The organism is Burkholderia alba (genome assembly GCF_034721475.1).
Classification (GTDB): domain Bacteria; phylum Pseudomonadota; class Gammaproteobacteria; order Burkholderiales; family Burkholderiaceae; genus Burkholderia; species Burkholderia alba.
Map to the genome: position 1 here is coordinate 38,933 of NZ_JAWJWL010000033.1, position 17,052 is coordinate 55,984.

At 63.9% G+C, this 17,052-nt stretch carries 9 protein-coding genes and 4 pseudogenes; 4 read left to right on the plus strand and 9 right to left on the minus strand.

Features of this window, described 5'->3' with window-relative positions; all coding sequences use genetic code 11:
- Positions 1 to 57: 57 nt before the first annotated feature.
- Genes RZR99_RS27575 through RZR99_RS27595 form a run of 5 tightly spaced genes read right to left on the minus strand, consistent with a single transcriptional unit; the run spans position 58 to position 7,658 of the window.
- Positions 58 to 807 carry an electron transfer flavoprotein subunit beta/FixA family protein gene (locus tag RZR99_RS27575; RefSeq protein ID WP_323122955.1) on the minus strand — a complete coding sequence of 250 codons (750 nt, stop codon included), beginning with the start codon at positions 805 to 807 and terminating at the stop codon, positions 58 to 60.
- 58 nt (positions 808 to 865) lie between these two features.
- Positions 866 to 3,259 (minus strand): efflux RND transporter permease subunit, encoded by a 2,394-nt coding sequence (locus tag RZR99_RS27580; protein WP_323122946.1) that lies wholly within the window; start codon positions 3,257 to 3,259, stop codon positions 866 to 868.
- Positions 3,256 to 4,428, minus strand: a complete 1,173-nt coding sequence (locus RZR99_RS27585) for a WD40/YVTN/BNR-like repeat-containing protein (RefSeq protein ID WP_323122947.1) — start codon at positions 4,426 to 4,428, stop codon at positions 3,256 to 3,258. Before RZR99_RS27585 ends, RZR99_RS27580 begins: the two co-directional genes overlap by 4 nt.
- Position 4,429: 1 nt before the next feature.
- Entirely contained in the window at positions 4,430 to 5,779 is a 1,350-nt protein-coding gene (locus tag RZR99_RS27590) for a DUF1329 domain-containing protein (RefSeq protein WP_323122948.1), read from the minus strand.
- A 25-nt stretch (positions 5,780 to 5,804) separates the two neighbouring features.
- Entirely contained in the window at positions 5,805 to 7,658 is a 1,854-nt protein-coding gene (locus tag RZR99_RS27595; protein WP_323122949.1) for a DUF1302 domain-containing protein, read from the minus strand.
- A gap of 229 nt (positions 7,659 to 7,887) precedes the next feature.
- Between RZR99_RS27595 and RZR99_RS27600 the strand changes: the two genes are divergently transcribed.
- A complete protein-coding gene (locus RZR99_RS27600) occupies positions 7,888 to 10,557 on the plus strand; it encodes a LuxR C-terminal-related transcriptional regulator (protein ID WP_323122950.1) in 2,670 nt (889 codons plus the stop codon).
- A 141-nt stretch (positions 10,558 to 10,698) separates the two neighbouring features.
- Here the strand turns inward: RZR99_RS27600 and RZR99_RS27605 are convergent, their stop codons facing one another.
- From RZR99_RS27605 to RZR99_RS27615, 3 genes and pseudogenes are all read right to left on the minus strand, one after another.
- Positions 10,699 to 11,856 carry an acyl-CoA dehydrogenase family protein gene (locus RZR99_RS27605; RefSeq protein WP_323122951.1) on the minus strand — a complete coding sequence of 386 codons (1,158 nt, stop codon included), beginning with the start codon at positions 11,854 to 11,856 and terminating at the stop codon, positions 10,699 to 10,701.
- 103 nt (positions 11,857 to 11,959) lie between these two features.
- Positions 11,960 to 13,078, minus strand: a complete 1,119-nt coding sequence (locus RZR99_RS27610; protein WP_323122952.1) for an acyl-CoA dehydrogenase family protein — start codon at positions 13,076 to 13,078, stop codon at positions 11,960 to 11,962.
- A gap of 128 nt (positions 13,079 to 13,206) precedes the next feature.
- A pseudogene (locus RZR99_RS27615) lies at positions 13,207 to 13,343 on the minus strand (transposase); the annotation flags it as partial.
- 94 nt (positions 13,344 to 13,437) lie between these two features.
- Here RZR99_RS27615 and RZR99_RS27620 point away from each other — a divergent pair.
- Together RZR99_RS27620 and RZR99_RS27625 are read left to right on the plus strand one after the other, a co-directional pair.
- Positions 13,438 to 13,584: pseudogene (locus tag RZR99_RS27620) on the plus strand (IS6 family transposase); the annotation flags it as partial.
- A 44-nt stretch (positions 13,585 to 13,628) separates the two neighbouring features.
- Positions 13,629 to 13,827, plus strand: a pseudogene (locus RZR99_RS27625) (transposase domain-containing protein); the annotation flags it as partial.
- Between the two features lie 343 nt (positions 13,828 to 14,170).
- Here the strand turns inward: RZR99_RS27625 and RZR99_RS27630 are convergent.
- A pseudogene (locus RZR99_RS27630) lies at positions 14,171 to 14,901 on the minus strand (IS5 family transposase); the annotation flags it as partial.
- Positions 14,902 to 15,271: 370 nt separating this feature from the next.
- On the opposite strand from RZR99_RS27630, the gene RZR99_RS27635 reads away from it, so the two are divergent.
- Positions 15,272 to 16,960, plus strand: a complete 1,689-nt coding sequence (locus tag RZR99_RS27635; protein WP_323122953.1) for a M4 family metallopeptidase — start codon at positions 15,272 to 15,274, stop codon at positions 16,958 to 16,960.
- Positions 16,961 to 17,052 lie beyond the last annotated feature (92 nt).

Below are 17,052 nucleotides of genomic sequence, written 5' to 3' on the forward strand. Positions count from 1 at the left end.
ATCTGCCGGTTCGGTGTGTCGGAAAGAGGTACGGGGCGCGGACGATCGGACAGCTGCTTACAGCACTCCGGCTTCCGTCCTGAGCCTGGCCGCAAGCGTGGCCGCGTCGGCCACCATCACGCCGGCGCCGCGCGTGGGCGGCTCGGCCACCCCGAGCGTTTTCAGACGCGGCGTCACGTCCACGCCGAGGTCTTCCGGCCGGATCGTGTCCAGCGGCTTCTTCTTGGCCTTCATGATGTTCGGCAATGTCACGTAACGCGGCTCGTTCAGGCGCAGGTCGGTCGTAATCACCGCCGGCAGCCGGATCGACAGCGTCTCCAGGCCGCCGTCCACTTCGCGCGTCACCGACGCGCGGCCGTCGGCGATCCGCACCCGGGACGCGAACGTGGCTTGCGGCAGGCCGGCCAGGGCGGCCAGCATCTGGCCGGTCTGGTTGGCGTCGTCGTCGATCGCCTGCTTGCCGACGATGATCAGCTGTGGCCGCTCCTTGTCGATCAGCGCCTTGAGCAGCTTAGCCACGGCGAGCGGCTGCAGCGCTTCGCCGGTCTCGACCAGCACGCTGCGATCTGCGCCGATGGCCATGGCCGTGCGCAACGTTTCCTGGCACTGCGCAACGCCGCACGAAACGGCGATCACCTCGGTCGCGACGCCCGCTTCCCTCAGGCGGACCGCCTCTTCCACGGCGATCTCGTCGAACGGGTTCATGCTCATCTTCACATTGGTCAGATCGACACCGCTGCCGTCCGACCGCACGCGCACCTTCACGTTGAAGTCGACCACGCGCTTGACCGCGACAAGTACTTTCATGTTCATTCCGATAAGAAACTCGAACAACCCAACCGACCCGGCAAGCGCGCCCACGACCTCAGCGCGCGCCATCCCTCGTCAGCGTCGCGGCGGACGCTTCATGCGGCCGGCGCCCCAGCCCCATCAACGCCGCCAGCGCCGGGATCAGCACCACCGCCCCCACCATGTTCCACAGGAACATGAAAGTCAGGAGCAGCCCCATGTCGGCCTGGAACTTGATGGCCGAGAAAATCCATGTCAGCACACCGACCGCCAGCGTGATGCCGGTAAAGGCGACCGCGAGACCGGTTGTCTTCATCGTCTCGAAGTAGGCTTCCCGCAACGACAGGCCCTGCTCCAGCAGTTGCCCGAGCCGGTTGTACAGGTAGATGCCGTAGTCCACGCCAATGCCCACGCCCAACGCGATGACCGGCAGCGTGGCCACCTTCACCCCGAGGCCCATCAGCGTCATCACGGCCTCGCACAGGATCGACGTGACGACAAGCGGGATCAGCAGGCACAACATCACGCGCACCGAGCGGAACTCCAGCAGCAGCAGCGCCGCGACGATGCCGTACACCAGCAGCAGCATGGGTCGCCAGGCCCGCTCGACCACCGCGTTGGTCGCCGCCTCGATGCCCGCATTGCCGGCCGCCAGCAGGATCTCGGCGCGGATGCCGGGATGCTCCGCCTTGAACGACTCGACCGTCTGCACCACCGCCTTCAGCGTGGCCGCCTTATGGTCGTTGAGGTAGACGATGACGGGCAGCATCGAGCAGTCGTTGTTGTGAAACGCGGCCGGAATGCCCTTGTGCGCGGCATTCGAGACGTAGCGGTTGCGCGTGACCGTGGCCCACTTCAGGTTGCCGCCGTAGGTGCCGGCGATGATCTGCTTCATCCAGTCGAACAGCGACAGCGTGCCCTGCACCCCGGGCGTTTCCTCCAGCGCCCACTGCAGCCGCGACACAACCGCGGCCGTCGGATAGGCGCCGCACTCCTCGGGCGGCGTCGTGACCATCACGACGAACACATCGGCGCTGGTCGCGTAGTGGCGCGTGAAGAATGCGACGTCGCGGTTGTAGACGGAATTCGGCCGAAGCTCCGGCGCCCCCGGATCGAGATCGCCGATCTGCAGCTGCCGGCTTAGCACGAAGCCGCCCCCCGCCACGACGGCGGCGAGCCCCACCACCAGCCATGCGCGCCGCGGCTGCGCCAGCGCCGCGATTGCATGCGCCAGCCGATGCGGTCCTTGCTCGCGGCGCAACGCGGCACGCAGGCCGGCGCGCGACATGCCGGCATACGACATGGCCACGGGCAGCAGGAACATCTTGGTGAAGATGATCACCGCCACGCCGATGCTGGCGCTGACGGCCAGTTCCTGGATCACGCCGATGTCGATCGTCAGCAACGTGGAAAATCCCACCACGTCGCACAGCAGCGCCACGGTCCCCGGAATGAACAGCAGGCAGAAGGTGGCGCGGGCCGCCGCCACCTTGCCGGCGCCCCGCACGGTTTCGCGTGCGAAGGTGTTGATGTTCTGCACCGCGTGCGACACGCCGATCGCGAAGGTGAGAAAAGGCACGAGGATCGAGTACGGATCGAGGCCGAATCCGAGCGCGTGCACCACGCCGAGATGCCACCCCACCGCCAGCAGGCAGCAGGCGATGGTCGCCAGCGTGCTGCGCCAGCAGCGCGAGTAGGCCCACAGCAGCACGGTGGTCAGCACCACCGTGACGATGAAGAACAGGCCGATCGACGCAGCGCCCTGGATCAACTGGCCGATCAGTTCGGCGAAGCCGACGATATGTACGCGGATGCCCTTGCGCTCGTACTTGGCCCGCAGTTGCTTCTCGAGCCGCTGCGAAAAGAGCGCGTAATCCAGCTTCTGCCCGGTGTCCGGATCGTTTTCGAGCAGTGGCGCGACGATCACGCTGGACTTGCCGTCATTGGCCACCAGGCTGCCGACCAACCCGGCCTTGGCGACGTTTTCGCGCACGACCGCCGCATAGCCGGCGCCCAGGCTGCCATAGTCGGCCGGAACGACCTTGCCCGAACGCAGTCCGTCCTCCGCCGCTTCGAACCAGAGCGTGTTCGGCGTCCACAGCGAACGCAGGTTGCCACGATCGATACCGGGGATGTAAAACACCTCGTCGGTGATCTGGCGCACGACTTCGAGATAGTCGGCGTTGTAGATGTCGCCGTCGGTCGTCTCCACGGCGATGCGGATAGTATTGCCCAGCGGCCTGAGTTCATTCTCGAAGCGCAGGCTGTTCAGGATGAACGGGTGCCGGGACGGCACCATCTTGCGAAAGCTGGCGTCGGGCCGCAGCAGCGTGGCCTGCCACAGCAGCAGCACCGACATCAGCGCAAAGCACGCCAGCCACAGCGGCCGGTGGCCGAACAGCACTCGCGCGGCCAGCGCCTCGACGCGCGCGGCCCAGCCGACAGAGATAGCGTTGTGCGGCGCCGTCATGGCCTGGCTCCCTGCAACGCCAGCGGGTGGATGCCGATCCCGCCCAACCCCACCGTCGCCACGGACGGAGGCTGCGCACCGAACAGCGTGAAGCTGCTGAGGCGCCGCGCCGACAGGCGCGCGCCGACGGGGTGGAACGATCCGGCATGATCGGAACTGGTCAGCAACTGCCCCTCCTCGTCGATCAACAGCGGAGCCTGATCGCGACCCAGCGCGCCCGCGACGATGCTCTTGTCGGTTCCGCTACGCACCGCCGTCCAGGTCCGGCCGCCGTCGACCGAGCGGTACGCATGGCCCTTGAAGCCGTAGGCCAGCAGCACGGCGTCGGGCAGCGCCAGCACGCCGTACAGGTAACCCTTGTAGCCGGTCTCGCCGCGCGACCAGGTGCGGCCTCGATCGTTCGAGCGGAACACGACGCCGGCTTCCGCGGCGATCAACACGCCGCCGTCGGGAATCAGCGTAATGCCGTTAAGGTGCAGGCCCTCGCCGTTGTCGAGCCGGTCGCCGATGTAGTTCCAGTGTTGTCCGCCATCCGCGGTCTCGAACAACTGGCCGAACGCGCCGACGGCGAAGCCGCTCGCGGCATCGAAAAACCGCACGCCCAGCAGCGGTCGCGACGGCCCCCCCGCAATCGACTGCTCGGCGGCCGCGACGGCGTCTTCGGCCTGCTCACGCCGCTTCGCGTCGGCGCCCGGCGCGGCACGCAGCCGCTCGAGCGCCGCGCGGGCGGCGACCCGCATCTGCGCGTCGCCCTGCCTGCCGTCGAACTGGCGTCGCCAGGTGGCGCCGCCATCCTGCGTGGAGAGGATCACGCCGTCATGCCCGACCGCCCAGCCGTCGCGCTCGTCGGCAAACGCGACCGCCGTGAGCATCACTGAACTCGGCGACGGCGACTGCACCCAACTGGCGCCCCCGTCGTCGGAACGCACGATGAGACCCATATCGCCGACGGCCACCAACCGCTTGCCGGCCCGGGTCACGTCGACGAGCAGCTTGCGCGCGCCGTTGCGGGTGACGGGAGCCGCCGTGCCCAGCAGATCGAGCGGCGCCTCTGCCTGCCCGAACGCCCACGCGCCACCGGCCAGCGCCAGCGCCGCGGCCAGAGCGGTCCGGACGACGCGCCGCGCGACGCAGTTCCGGGACATGCGTTTCGGATTCCGCACGGCCATCTCAGTTGCCGATGCGGCGCAGCGCGTCGGGCGTGAAGGCCGAGGGTTTCAGTGCTACGTTGAACTGGATCGGCTTCTCTTCGTTCGTGAGGTTGCTGGTGACATAGCGGCGTGCCTGGAGGTCGTACTCCGCGATCCCGGCGACGAAGTAAGCCGGCGCGTCGTAGTACTGCACACCATGCACCTCCATTACGCGCCACAGCTCGCCGCGGCCGTCGTACAGGTCGGCATGCGCGATCTGCCAGCTATCCTCGTCGACGTAGTACACGCGCTTGCCGTAGACGTGGCTCTTGCCTTTCTTCAGCGTCGCCTCGACGACCCACACCCGGTGCAATTCGTAGCGCAGCAGATCCGGGTTGATGTTGGTGGGCTTGACGATGTCCTTGTATTTGAGGCTCTTGTCGGTGAGTTTGCTGTCGTTGTACGAAACGATCATTTCGCGCTTACCGACCAGTTTCCAGTCGAAGCGATCGGGCGAGCCGTTGAAGCCGTCATAATCATCCACCGTCGACAGGCCGTCGACACCGGTACGGGGGGTGTCGTAGGCCACTTCCGGCGCCCGCAGCACGCGGCGCGAACCGGGGTTGTAAAGCCAGGCGGCGCGCGGCTGCTTCACCTGGTCGATGAAGTCGTGCGCGAGCAGTGCCTCGCCGGCGATCGACGACGGCGCTTCCCACGTGGTAAGGAAATAGAACAGCACGTTCGGCACATCCTTCATGCCGTTGCCGAAGATGGTTTCCTCGTGGCGTCTGACCGGCGTGAAGCTGCCATTGGCCTCCACCGGAAATTCCGTCGTGTAACGAATCTGCGTGCGGCCGCGATAGCGAAAGGCGTGGTTCCAGATCACCTCCACTCCGGTGGCCGGTACCGGGAAAGGTACGGTGCTGCGTTCCACGCCGATGACCGAATTGCCTTCGTTGGCGATGCTGATCGCGCCGGCCTCGGCCTTAACCGCGTTGTAGACGCTTTCCGGATAGGCCGCCGAACGCCGCGTCGGGTAGACCGTGATCCGGTAGCCCGGATAGCGCTTGAGCAAGGCAAGCTGGCCGGCCGCAAGCTTGTCCTTGTACTGATCGGCGTTCGCGGCGGTGATCGTGTACAGCGGTTTGTCGGCGGCAAAAGGATCGGTCAGTCCCTTGGCCGGGTCGAACCCGGCCGGTGCCTTGACTACGCCGCCGTCCCATGCGGGAATCGTGCCGTCCTTGTTGCCGGCGCGCTCCGCGCCCACGGGAGTCAGGTCCTTGCCGAGGCGAGCGAGCTGATCGTCCGGCGTCTTGGCGACGGCGATCTGCGCGGCCAGTGCTAGCAGCACGACACCGAGCAGACGAACGGGAGGAGTGACGAGATGCATGGATGCTGTCTCCGAAGTGGAATGCTCAGAAGCTGGCCGTCAACACGGCCGCGACGAAATCGCGATCGTGGAAGCTGTCGAATCGCGCATGGGGGTTGAAGTGCGTGTAGCTCAAGTCCAGCGTGTATGCCTTTTTCAACTCGAACTTCACGCCCGGGGTGATCGCATAGCGCCCCTGGCTGAAGACGCCGTCGGCCGACCAGCCCTTCACATCCTGCGAGAAGAACAGGTGCGGCTTGACCACCACGTTCGGGATCAGGTTCGGGTACTCGAGTTCGATCATGGCGCGCACGCCCCACGCGTTACTCGTGAAATAGCCATCCTGCGTGCAGTTGTTGGCGTTGGTCGCCGCCGCCGGGCAAGCCCCGCCGAAGCTGGCGTGTTGCGCAGCCCCGAACTCGAAACCGCGCCCATAGCGCAGGCCCGTGTAGGGATCGCCGATGCCGTTCCAATGCTGGTAGGCCGCTTCCGCGACAAAGGTGCCGCCCGCGGCGCCGAGCACGCGGGACAGCAGCTTCGTCGCCGAAATCTGGATCTGCGACTTGTTCTTGCGCACGTAGCCGGGCATGTCCCGCGCATCGGCGCCTCCGAACAGGCTGGCCGACGGCCCGACGCCGGTCGCGAGGCCGAGGAAGGAATCGACCGGGCTCAACTGCACGGGAAAGCCCTTGGTGTAGGACGCCTCGGCGCTGGTCGACCAGCCGCCCAGTACGGTGGATGCGCTCAACCCAAATACCTTGATGTTGCTGGCCGAGTAGTCCCAATAGATCGACGTGTCCTGCGCCGTCAGACCGGTAGCCGCTGACGGCAGACCGTAGGCCGAACCGGCCGGATGCGGAACGGCAGTGCCGCGCACAGCCGACAGGTTGGGCACCTTGGGCGCATAGTTGACGAAGTAGGCGCCGAACTCCGTATCGATTGCATCGACCATATCCTTGAAGGCGATGCCGAACTGACCGCTATTGGCCGGCGTCCTGTCGGGCGCTCTCGAGAACTGGAAATTCGGCATGCCGCTCCAGCCCTGCCGCGACGTGCCGTCGCCGCCCACGAGGATGGAGTCGGGCGTGCAATTCAGCGCCGTGGCCGACGACCAGTAGGTCCCGCAGCCGTCGATGGCCGTGCGTCGCCATTCGAACTGATAGAACGCCTCGATCGACTTGCCGCCGCCCAGCCCGAGGTTGGCCGAGATCTGCGGAACCGGCAGGATCGCCTCCTTCAGCAGCGTGCCGGGCTGGCGCAGCGCTGTGACGTCCAGCACCTGATACTGGTTGACGCCCGGAATAAACAGGCTCTCACCGAAGTTGACCACATGCTGCCCCACCCGCACCTTCAACTGGGTCGACTCGCCCAGGTCGAAGCTGCTGTACGCATAGGCGTCCAGCAACTCGACACCCTTGAACTTGGACAGGTTCGTATCGAAGTGGCTGTCGTCGAGCCTCGTATCTGGCACGAAGCCATTGCTGGGCGCCCCGAAGGACAAGCTCTGCCTGCTGTAGCGCACGTTATCCCATGCCTTGGCGCGCAGCACCACGCCCGTGCCGTTCTTGTGCACATCGATATCGCCCACCACCCGCAGCAGATCCGCGATGTTGTCGCCCTTGCTGAAGTTCTTGTCGGTCGAATGCGTCGCGGCGGACGCCTTGCCGCCGTCGCCGATACCGATCAGTTCCGGATCGGGGCTCTTGGTACGCCAACCCGCGGTGAATGACGCGTCAAGCGACCACACCGCCTCGATACCGTTGCCAAGGTCGATGGTGCCCGCATGCGCGGCATGCGTCCCTCCCCAGACGAGGCAGACGAGCGCCGACCAGTGCGAAAATGACGCGACCGGGAGTCTTGCCGCGCAGCGCGGCACCCGCGGTGCGGTGGCCTTCCTCATGCCCATTTTGTCTCCTTCCTCGATTCCTTCGATGCTCTGCGCGACACCTCCGATAGGATGGCGGCATGGCTCTTTCGGCACGTTTCCGCCACGACGGGTGTCAGGTAAATGTACGAAGCAAGTGCGGTGTGCAACATCGTCACTTCCGACGATTTAAGGCGAGACGGCAGACGAGATTCGTCGTTTCCGACGGCGCGCGGCCGCGGCGGGTTCTTCAGAATGTCATGTCATGAACACGCCATCCGCACGACTGCCGGATCAGACCGACCCACCCCCGGCCGCGGCGGTGCAGCTCGCACGCGACGGTATTTGCGAGCGCATTGCACGTGCCGCGCCGGTGAAGCTAATCCTCGTCTGCGCGCCAGCGGGATATGGCAAGACCAGTGCGATGACGCAGGTGTGCACGCGGTTCGAAGCCGAGGGCATCGACACCGCGTGGCTCACGCTCGACGCCGCCGATAACGATGCGTCGCGCATCGTTGCGCGCCTTGCGGCAGCGATGGAGAAGATCACTCGCGACGACGTATCGCATGCCGCGCCCACCGAGCTGCTGCGCCGCCTGACAACGCACGATGCGCCTTATGCGATCTTTCTGGACGACTTCGAGCGCATCCAGGAGCCCGCCGTGTTGGGGCTGGTGCACGAACTGCTCGAGCAACTGCCGCGCGAAGGCCGCCTCGTCATCGGCGCACGCACCCAGCCCGACCTGGGCCTTTCCCGTCTGCGGGCGCGCGGCCAGTTGCTGGACATCGACATCGAGGATCTACGTCTGTCGCTGCCCGACACCGAGCGCTACTTCGCGCTACTTCCGCAACTGCAGCTCACCGCGCAAGCAGTGCAGCAACTGCACCGCAAGACCGAGGGTTGGGTGGCCGCGTTATCACTGGCCGCGACGGCATTGCGACGGCAGCCGCGCGACAATGCGTTCATCGAGGGCTTCTCGGGCTCGCATCATTCGATTACCCGCTACCTCGCCGAGGCCGTGTTCTCGCAGCAGAACGAGGCCACGCGCCAGTTCCTGCTGCGCACGAGCATCCTGCGCAAGCTCGAGATTTCGTTGTGCAACGAGCTGGTGCCGGGCTGCGACAGCCGTCTCATGCTCGAAGGCCTGGAGACCCACAACCTGTTCGTCACGCCGCTGCCCGGCCGGGAAAGCGAGCAGCAAGCCTGGCGCTATCACAGCCTGTTCAACGACTTCCTGCGCACACGTCTGGCCGAGGAAGAACCGGAGCGGGTCGCCAGGCTGCATCTGGCGGCCTCCGGCTGGTACGAAACCAGAGGCTGCATGGTCGCCGCCCTCGATCACGCGATCGAGGGCGGCGACCTGCTGCACGCCGCCTCGCTGCTGGTCCGCCACGTCGAATTCTTCATCGAGCACGGACGTTTGCGCCTGCTCGCCCGCTGGCTCGCCGCGCTGCCCAGCCAACTCGTCGCCGGCGAACCCCTGTTGCGAGTCGCCGCCATCTGGGCCGACTGCTTCACCCGCGGCCCCTCGCAGGCACTGGCCCGGCTCGAGGCCAGCGCCTGCGAGCACAGCGACCTGCCGGCGGTGCGAAGCCATGCGGCGGCGCTTCGGCCATTGCTGCTGGCCATGATGGATCGCTTCGACGAAGCACTCGCGGCGGGGCGACAGAGTATCGAGCGGTGGCCAGGCGAGCGCGGCTTTGCCGCGACCGTGCGCACCAATACCTTGGCCTGCGTCCGCGCGCTGGTCGATGAGCCGGCGCAGTCGCACCGCATGCTCGACGTGGCACGCCAGGCCTCGCAGGACGACCGGCTGACGACGCGCTTCACGGAGTCGATGCAGGGCATTCTCGATCTGCAGGAAGGTCGCGTCCGCCAGGCCGCCGCGCGCTTTCGCATCGCCGCCGGCGAAGCCTATGGCGCGGGCCGCCATTATGCTCACGGCAACGCCTGGGCCGGCGTGCTGTACGCCGGCACCGTCTACGAAAGCGGCCAGCTCGACCAGGCACTGCACCTGCTCAACGTCTACAACCCGCTGGTGCGCGACATAGCACTACCGGATCACATCATTATCAGCCGCGCGCTGCGCTCACGCATCGCCTTCCAGCAAGGAGATGTCGATGGCGCGCAGGCGGCGCTCGCCGAACTCGAATACCTGGGCCACCACCGCGAACTGCCGCGCGTAGTGGCTACCGCGCGATTGGAGCGCGCGCGCATGTTGTCGATGCAGGGCCACGGGCTGGCCGCCCTGGAAGCGCTGGGCCGCGCCGACAGCCCCGGCCTGTGGGAACGCGTGCGTACCCTGCGCCTGCCGTGGCACGATATCGACGACCTGGCGATCGGCCGGCTGCGCTGGGAAATAGCTTTCGGCAAGGCAACCGCCGCATTGCCGCAGCTGGCCGCCGAGGCCGCCGCCGCCGCGCAGTCGGGACGACGCCGGCGCGTACTCAAACTGCGCGTGCTGCAAGCGTTGGCGCGGTATCGCAGCGGCGACATTACCGGCGCGCTGCAAACCGGGCAGATCGCATTGCGCGAGGCGTGCGGCAACGGCTTCGTGCGGCTGATACTCGACGAAGGCGCGGCACTGGCGCCGCTGCTGCAACGCCAGTATCGGGACCTGCAGGAACAGCCGGGGCGCGGGGATCCGATTCTCGGCGACTACCTGCTGCGGCTGCTGCACGGCCTGGGGGCGTCCGCCTCGCAGCACGAAACCCGCGAGACCGACGGCGACCGGGCCGGCGGCAGCCTCACACGGCAGGAGGTGCGCATCCTGCAGTTGCTGGCCGATGGTTATTCGAACGGAGCGATGGTCGAGAAGCTGTGCATTTCCGACAGCACGGTGCGCACGCATCTGCGCAGCATCAATCTCAAGCTCGGCGCGCACAGCCGCATACAGGCGATAGCGGCAGCCAGACGGCTGGCGGTGATCCGTTGACCGGAGGCCGCCGGAGCGGGACGACATCGCCTGCTGTCGACCGCCGCCGCGGCGTGATGCCCGGCCCGTTCACGCGGATCCCGCGCCCCTTGTCACGAAGCGGTCGCCGTCGACGCGCATCGCGGCCCGCGACGTCGAAGGTCAGCGCTCAAGCTGATGCGTGAGGCTGTCGACGCGCCTCAGGTGATGGTCGAGCGAACCGAATAGCTGCTCGATCTGGGTAGCACGACGGAAGTAGTGCCCAACCGCCAGTTCCTCGGTCATGCCCATACCGCCATGAATCTGCACCCCACCTTGTCCAACGACGCGGCACGCACGGTTCGCGCTGACCTTGGCCGACGACACGGCACGCATGCGTTCGGCGGGCGGTGCGTCCAGCGCCGCAACCGAGGCGGCCGTCAGCGCGCGAACCTGCTCCAGCGCCATGTACATGTCGGCCATGCGATGCTGCAGCACCTGGAAGCGCGCGATCGGCACGCCGAACTGACTGCGCTGCTTCGCATAATCCACCGTGTCATCGAGCAACCGGGACAGCACTCCGCACGCTTCGGCGCACACGGCGAGCGTCGCCTCGTCCAACACCTGTTCGAGCAGCGGCAGCGCTGCGCCCGGCTCGCCCAGCAACTGGTCGGCCCGCACCGGCACGTCGTCGAACGCCAGCTCGCTGGCGCGGCCGCCATCAAGCATGCGGTAGTCGCGCCGGCTGATACCCGGCGTGTCGGCAGGCAGACACACCAGCGAGATGCCCAACGGATCGTATGGAGCCCCCACGCAGCGCCCGGTGATCAGCAGCTCGCCGGCCCACGGCGCGCCATGCACGACGGCCTTGCGTCCATTGAGCAGCCAGCCGTCGCCGGCCGGCTGCAATCGCGTCCGCACGTCCGTGAGGTCGTGGCGCGCGTGCGGTTCGGCAGCGGCGAAGGCCAGCACGGCGTCGCCGTCGATCACGCGGCCCAGCAAATCGCGCGCCGGCGCACCCGGCACACGCCTGAGCAGGCCACCGCCGATCACGATAGTGGAGAGATAAGGCTCGGCGGCCAGGTAACGGCCCAACGTTTCCATGACGACGAGGTTGTCGCGCACGTCTCCGCCCAAACCGCCCTGCTCCTCGCCGAACGAGATGCCGAACAGGCCCAGATCTCGCGCAAACGCACGCCACAGCGGTGGCTGATCTTCGGCGGCGGCGAGCGTGCGGGTACGCAGCTCGATGTCGTACTGCTCCGCCAGGAAGCGCGCGAGACTATCGCGCAACATGACCTGGGTCTCGGTCAGCACGAAGGCGGTGTTGTCGTGGTTCATGGCGTGCGGATCCTCAAACGTTCTCAATAGTCCAGCAGGTACGCCGCGATCAGGTTGCGCTGTACTTCATTGGTCCCGGCGTAAACGGAAGCCGCGCGGTCGTTCAGATAGGACGACATGCTGAACACCGACTCCTCGGGAATGGCCAGCGCCCCCCCCCCCCCGCGTCGCACAGCTCCATCGGCACGCGCGCGCCAGCGTAATGCGCGGCGATCTCCACGCCGAGCTCCGTGATACGCTGACGCGTTTCGGTTCCCAGCACCTTGCCAATCGACGGGCGGATACCCGGCGGCTCGCCGCGCGCGTGCGCCTGCAGCGCCCACATCTCCAGCGCCTGCACCGCATCGATGCGGCACTCGACATCGGCCAGCTTGAGTTCGATATCGCTTCGTTCCCTGCTGCCGGGCGGCTGCTGCGCGAAAGCCTGCTGCACGGCATGGCGAAGGCGGCGCAATCGTGCCCGCAGCGATGGCGCCCAGGCACCGCCGCGCTCGTGCTGCAGCAGGAACTTGGCGATGTTCCAGCCGAGGTTCTCCTCGCCGATCAAACCCCAGGCCGGCACGCGCACGTCATCGAAGAACACCTGATTGAGTTCGTGGTCGCCGGAGATGCTGATGATGGGCCGCACCATGATGCCGGGCTGCTGGAGGTCGAAGCACAGGAAGCTGATGCCTTGCTGCGGCTTGGGCATCTGCGCCGTACGCACCAGGCAGAACATCCTGTTGGCGTATTGCGCGTGCGTGGTCCAGATCTTGGTCCCGTTGATCACGTACTCGTCGCCGTCGCGTACCGCCTTGCATCGCAGTGAGGCCAGGTCGGAGCCGGACTGCGGCTCGGAGTAACCCTGGGCCCAATAATCGTCGCCCGAGCGAATGCCTGGCAGCCAGTCTTGCTGCTGCCGCGCGCTGCCATAGGCAATGATCACTGGCCCGACCATCTGCGTGCCCATGGGCGCGAGCGGCGGCGCGCCGGCCTCGGCCAGTTCGCTGGCAAAGATGTAGTGCTGCAGCGGCGTCCAGCCGGTGCCGCCATGCTCTACCGGCCACTGAGGCACGCTCCAGCCGCGTTGCGCGAGGATGCGGTGCCAGCGTATGCCTTCGGGATAATCCGCGAAGATTCCCGAGCAGCGACGCCCGGCTACACGTAAATCATCGGTGAGCGCACCGGCCAGGAAACTACGCACTTGATCGCGAAAAGTTGCATCCGCTTCGTTCAGCACCATATACCTCACCTCTCGCTAGTGTTTGGCAGTGTGGTCGAGGATAGCCGCGCCTCAAATCGTCAAATTCGACGATTTTCCTTTCCTCGGCAATGTCAACTTGAAGCGTATGGCAGTTAGGTCAGGGCATCGAACTTCGCTCGCCAGGCATACAGGCTATGCGTCGTAATGCCTAAAGGCTGGGCCACATCGGCTATCGAATAGCCTCGCTCGGTGACTTGCTTTACTGCTTCAATCCTGACTCATCGATGTACCGCTTGCCGCTCATACTGACCTCCTCGGTTGCCATAAATTATGGCTCGAAGATATCTACGGAAGGCTGGCTGGCCCACCCGTGGGTTAAGACTCGGTGAAAATCAACACTCTCGTGCTTCGGTCCGATTCGGCAACATTTTGCGCTCTTGCGCCATCTGCTGCGTGCTTCTCTCTATCGAAGACAACTCGCGACACAGTTCGAAACTTGGCAGCCTATCACCGAGATCGCCCCCAATCCGTCCGCTGTTTGCTGACCGATTTCCCTTCTGCCCACGCTCTGTCGCTTGGGCAACAACGTGACAATGCCGGCGAACGTGCCGTCGCGATGTACAGCCTTGATCGGCACGGCACGTCTGAACGGCCTCGATCCCGAGGCGTATCTCGCCTACGTTCTTGATCGCATCGCCGACCACCCGGCCAACTGCATCGACGAGCTGCTGTCGTGGCGCGTGGCGCCGTCGCTGCCGTCTACTGGTCGCGTCGAGCCCATCCGATAGCGTTGCGGATCTCCGCTGTCAAAAACCTGCACTACGGTACTGCTCGGGCGCTTACGGATTTATGCAACAACGCCACTTGGAACCCACACCTCAAACATGGTTATCAAAAAAAGTTTGACGCTCAATTTCTGCCGACCTATCTTGCCGAAAAGGATACGTAATTAAATTTAAAGTAATTGGTAATATTCATGCATCGAGGGAAATAATCAAAGTTGGTTCCGCTATTTGTGGCGAAATGAGAATGAATGCGAAGGCTTGCGACGTATAACCTCACGTCCGGGCACAACTTCCGCATGTAGTTAAGAGTCGCTAACAAAACTGTTCTACGAACCTCGAACGGATGACGGCAGCAGATGACGGCGCAACCTAACGTGAGTAACGCGACATGAGTATCGAGACCTCTCTCGAAGCGGATACGCAGTTTGCTAAAACCAGCAAGCCATGCATGGGTGCATTCGACAACCCAGTGATGGCGGCCGAGCTTTTCGCTGCTCTCGATACCACGGCGGGCGATGCGCGCGATGGTGCCCCGCCGTGTCAACGACTCCCGGCAATGCGCATAGTCATACCCCTTGTCCGCATACACTTTGTCCGGGTGTTGCCGTGGCCGTCCGGGCATACCCGGTACTGGTGGTATCGCATCGAGCACTGCCTCGAGTATTTTCGAGTCGTGCCGGTTGGCACCTGTGACCACGAGTGCCAACGGAATGCCCTGACGGTCCACCGCGATATGGCATTTGCTACCGATCTTGCTCCGGTCAGTCGGGGTCGGCCCGGTCTGCTCACCCCCCGGGGCTGGCCACGCTCGCGCCATCGATACTCACACAACTCCAGTCAATTGCATCGTATCCGCGCCGGCGCGCAAGTAACGCCATGCAGGCGCGCCTACACACCATTGTTTTGCCAGTCCCGCAGTCGACGCCAGCACGTCATGCCGCTGCCGAACCCAAGCTCCTGCGGCAAGTCTTCCCATGGGATGTCGGTGTGCAGCACGAACAATATTCCGTTCAATGCAGTCCGGTCATCTACCCGAGGGCGCCCGCCTTTCGGCGAAGGCGCTCGCTCTGGCAGCAACGGTTAAAGCGTTTCCCACAACTTCTCACTGATTTTCTGTCTTGTCATCCGACATCAAACGTTTACCCCTCGCTTTCGGATGACAGGTCTTGTTAGTGAGTCTTGGCACAGATCTAGAAAATTGCGAGTTGCCTTACTACTTTTATTTAGACAACCTAACTATTTTTAATTTTGCGAGATGCTCGGATATTCGTTCGAAGCAATGGCGCGTACCGAGGTTGAAAAGGCCCTCATGATAATGAGGCCCCGAGCAATATGCCGATCGAGTGCCACAGTTCGACCAGCATAAAGTAGCAACTGCAGTTGCAAAGCGTGACGCCGGGTCGGGCATAAGCCGCTGGCGCAATTTATCTTTCATCGGAAGGCCAATATGAAGATTACATATCGCATTGTTTGCGCATCGATCATCGCGACGGCCTGTGCCAGCACCTTCGCCGCTGTCATCGACAAGCAAGCCGCAGTTGATCGCGCGCTTGCACTGATTCAAACCAATCCGTCGACCTTTCAACTGGCGACGAATCGAACCGCACGTTTGGCACCATCGCTAGATCTCGGTATAACGAGCAGCGGCTCCATGGCTGCCGGTACGTCCACGGACCAGTTCAAGGCTCGCGATGTCATTGTGGATACGGACGGCACCGAGCATGTTCGATTCGATCGATTTTACGGCGGGCTCCCGGTCATCGGTGGAGACGTCGTCGTAAGTTCGAAGCAAGGTCAGTTGCAGCAGCCGAGCATGACGTTGGCTAGCCCGATCAACCTGACGAGTGCATCGGCCAAGCAAGGGGCGACGTCAGGTGCATCGGATATCGGTGCCGCCGGCGCGGAAAAAATCGCCATTGCCCAGTTCGCATCGAGCGTTGACCGGACCGACAGCCCCGTCAAAATCATCTTTGCTCGCAATACGTCTCCGGTTCTTGCCTATCAAGTGAAGGTGTATGGCCCGTCCACGAGCGATCATTCGTCCGGCATGCGTTACTCTATAGACGCACGCACCGGCCGCGTTCTGGAAACTGAAAGTCTGATACTGCAAAGTGCCGCCACTGGAGTCGGGAAGACGTATTTTTACGGCGACGTGGCGCTGACGACGGATCAACTGGCAGTCAGCAGTTATCGAATGCTGGATCCGAATCGCGGCAACGGTTCGGTGCATGATGGTGCCAATAACCAGGATTATGCCGTTGTGCGCCTGGCGGATGGCCTACCGATCTATACCAGTACTACCAACACCTGGGGAAACAACGCGACGAGCAATCGTCAGACGGTCGCCGCAGATATCGACTATGGTCTGGCGATCACTTGGGATTACTACAAAACCATCCATGGTAGATCCGGAGTCGCCGATGACGGAAAGGGCGTGAGAAGTTTTGCTCACGTGCTGTTCGGTACCGGAGCCGACAAAGGATCGAATGCTGAATGGTCGTCTGGGATCATGATGTATGGGGACGGTGGTCCCTACGTGGGTAACAAGCCAGTGGTGACGATTGATGTAGCTGGACATGAAATGACGCACGGCGTCACCGAAAATACCGCCAACCTGGCCTACACCAGCGCCGACTCCGGTGGCCTCAATGAATCGACTTCCGATATTTTTGGAACGTTGATCAAGTTCTATGCCAACAATCCCAAGGATCCTGGCAACTACGTCATTGGCGCGGCCTTGAAGTCGGGTGGCTTGCGAAAGATGTACAAGCAGGACTTGGATGGCTATTCGTCAAGCTGCTATCCGAGCGGCGGCTTCAATGTCAATCCGCACTATTCTTCCGGGGTCGGCAATCGTTTCTTCTATCTGCTTGCCGAAGGCGCGACGGTTCCCAGCACTGATCCGTCGCTGACCAAGAACCAACTCGTCTGTAACGGGGATACGACGCTCGCTGGAGTCGGACGCGATAAGGCAGGAAAAATCTGGTACCGAACACTGTCTCTCTATTTGACTTCGGGTTCCACGTATCCCGACGCCAGAGCAGCCTCCATTCGCGCAGCGGGCGATTTATATGGTCCCACTTCCGTTGAAGCACAAACCGTGGCAAAAACATGGGATGCGGTCAACGTCAAGTAGTCGGGGGACAATAACGGCACTGTCACGTTAGCGTAGGATGACGGGATGAAGACGACATCGCTCTATCGTGGACATCGATTTCCAGCAACCAT

Bases quoted from the DNA above. Each gene is read 5' to 3' on its own strand.
- RZR99_RS27575 (WP_323122955.1), bottom strand. From the start codon at position 807: ATGAAAGTACTTGTCGCGGTCAAGCGCGTGGTCGACTTCAACGTGAAG.
- RZR99_RS27580 (WP_323122946.1), bottom strand. From the start codon at position 3,259: ATGACGGCGCCGCACAACGCTATCTCTGTCGGCTGGGCCGCGCGCGTC.
- RZR99_RS27585 (WP_323122947.1), bottom strand. From the start codon at position 4,428: ATGGCCGTGCGGAATCCGAAACGCATGTCCCGGAACTGCGTCGCGCGG.
- RZR99_RS27590 (WP_323122948.1), bottom strand. From the start codon at position 5,779: ATGCATCTCGTCACTCCTCCCGTTCGTCTGCTCGGTGTCGTGCTGCTA.
- RZR99_RS27595 (WP_323122949.1), bottom strand. From the start codon at position 7,658: ATGAGGAAGGCCACCGCACCGCGGGTGCCGCGCTGCGCGGCAAGACTC.
- RZR99_RS27600 (WP_323122950.1), top strand. From the start codon at position 7,888: ATGAACACGCCATCCGCACGACTGCCGGATCAGACCGACCCACCCCCG.
- RZR99_RS27605 (WP_323122951.1), bottom strand. From the start codon at position 11,856: ATGAACCACGACAACACCGCCTTCGTGCTGACCGAGACCCAGGTCATG.
- RZR99_RS27610 (WP_323122952.1), bottom strand. From the start codon at position 13,078: ATGGTGCTGAACGAAGCGGATGCAACTTTTCGCGATCAAGTGCGTAGT.
- RZR99_RS27635 (WP_323122953.1), top strand. From the start codon at position 15,272: ATGAAGATTACATATCGCATTGTTTGCGCATCGATCATCGCGACGGCC.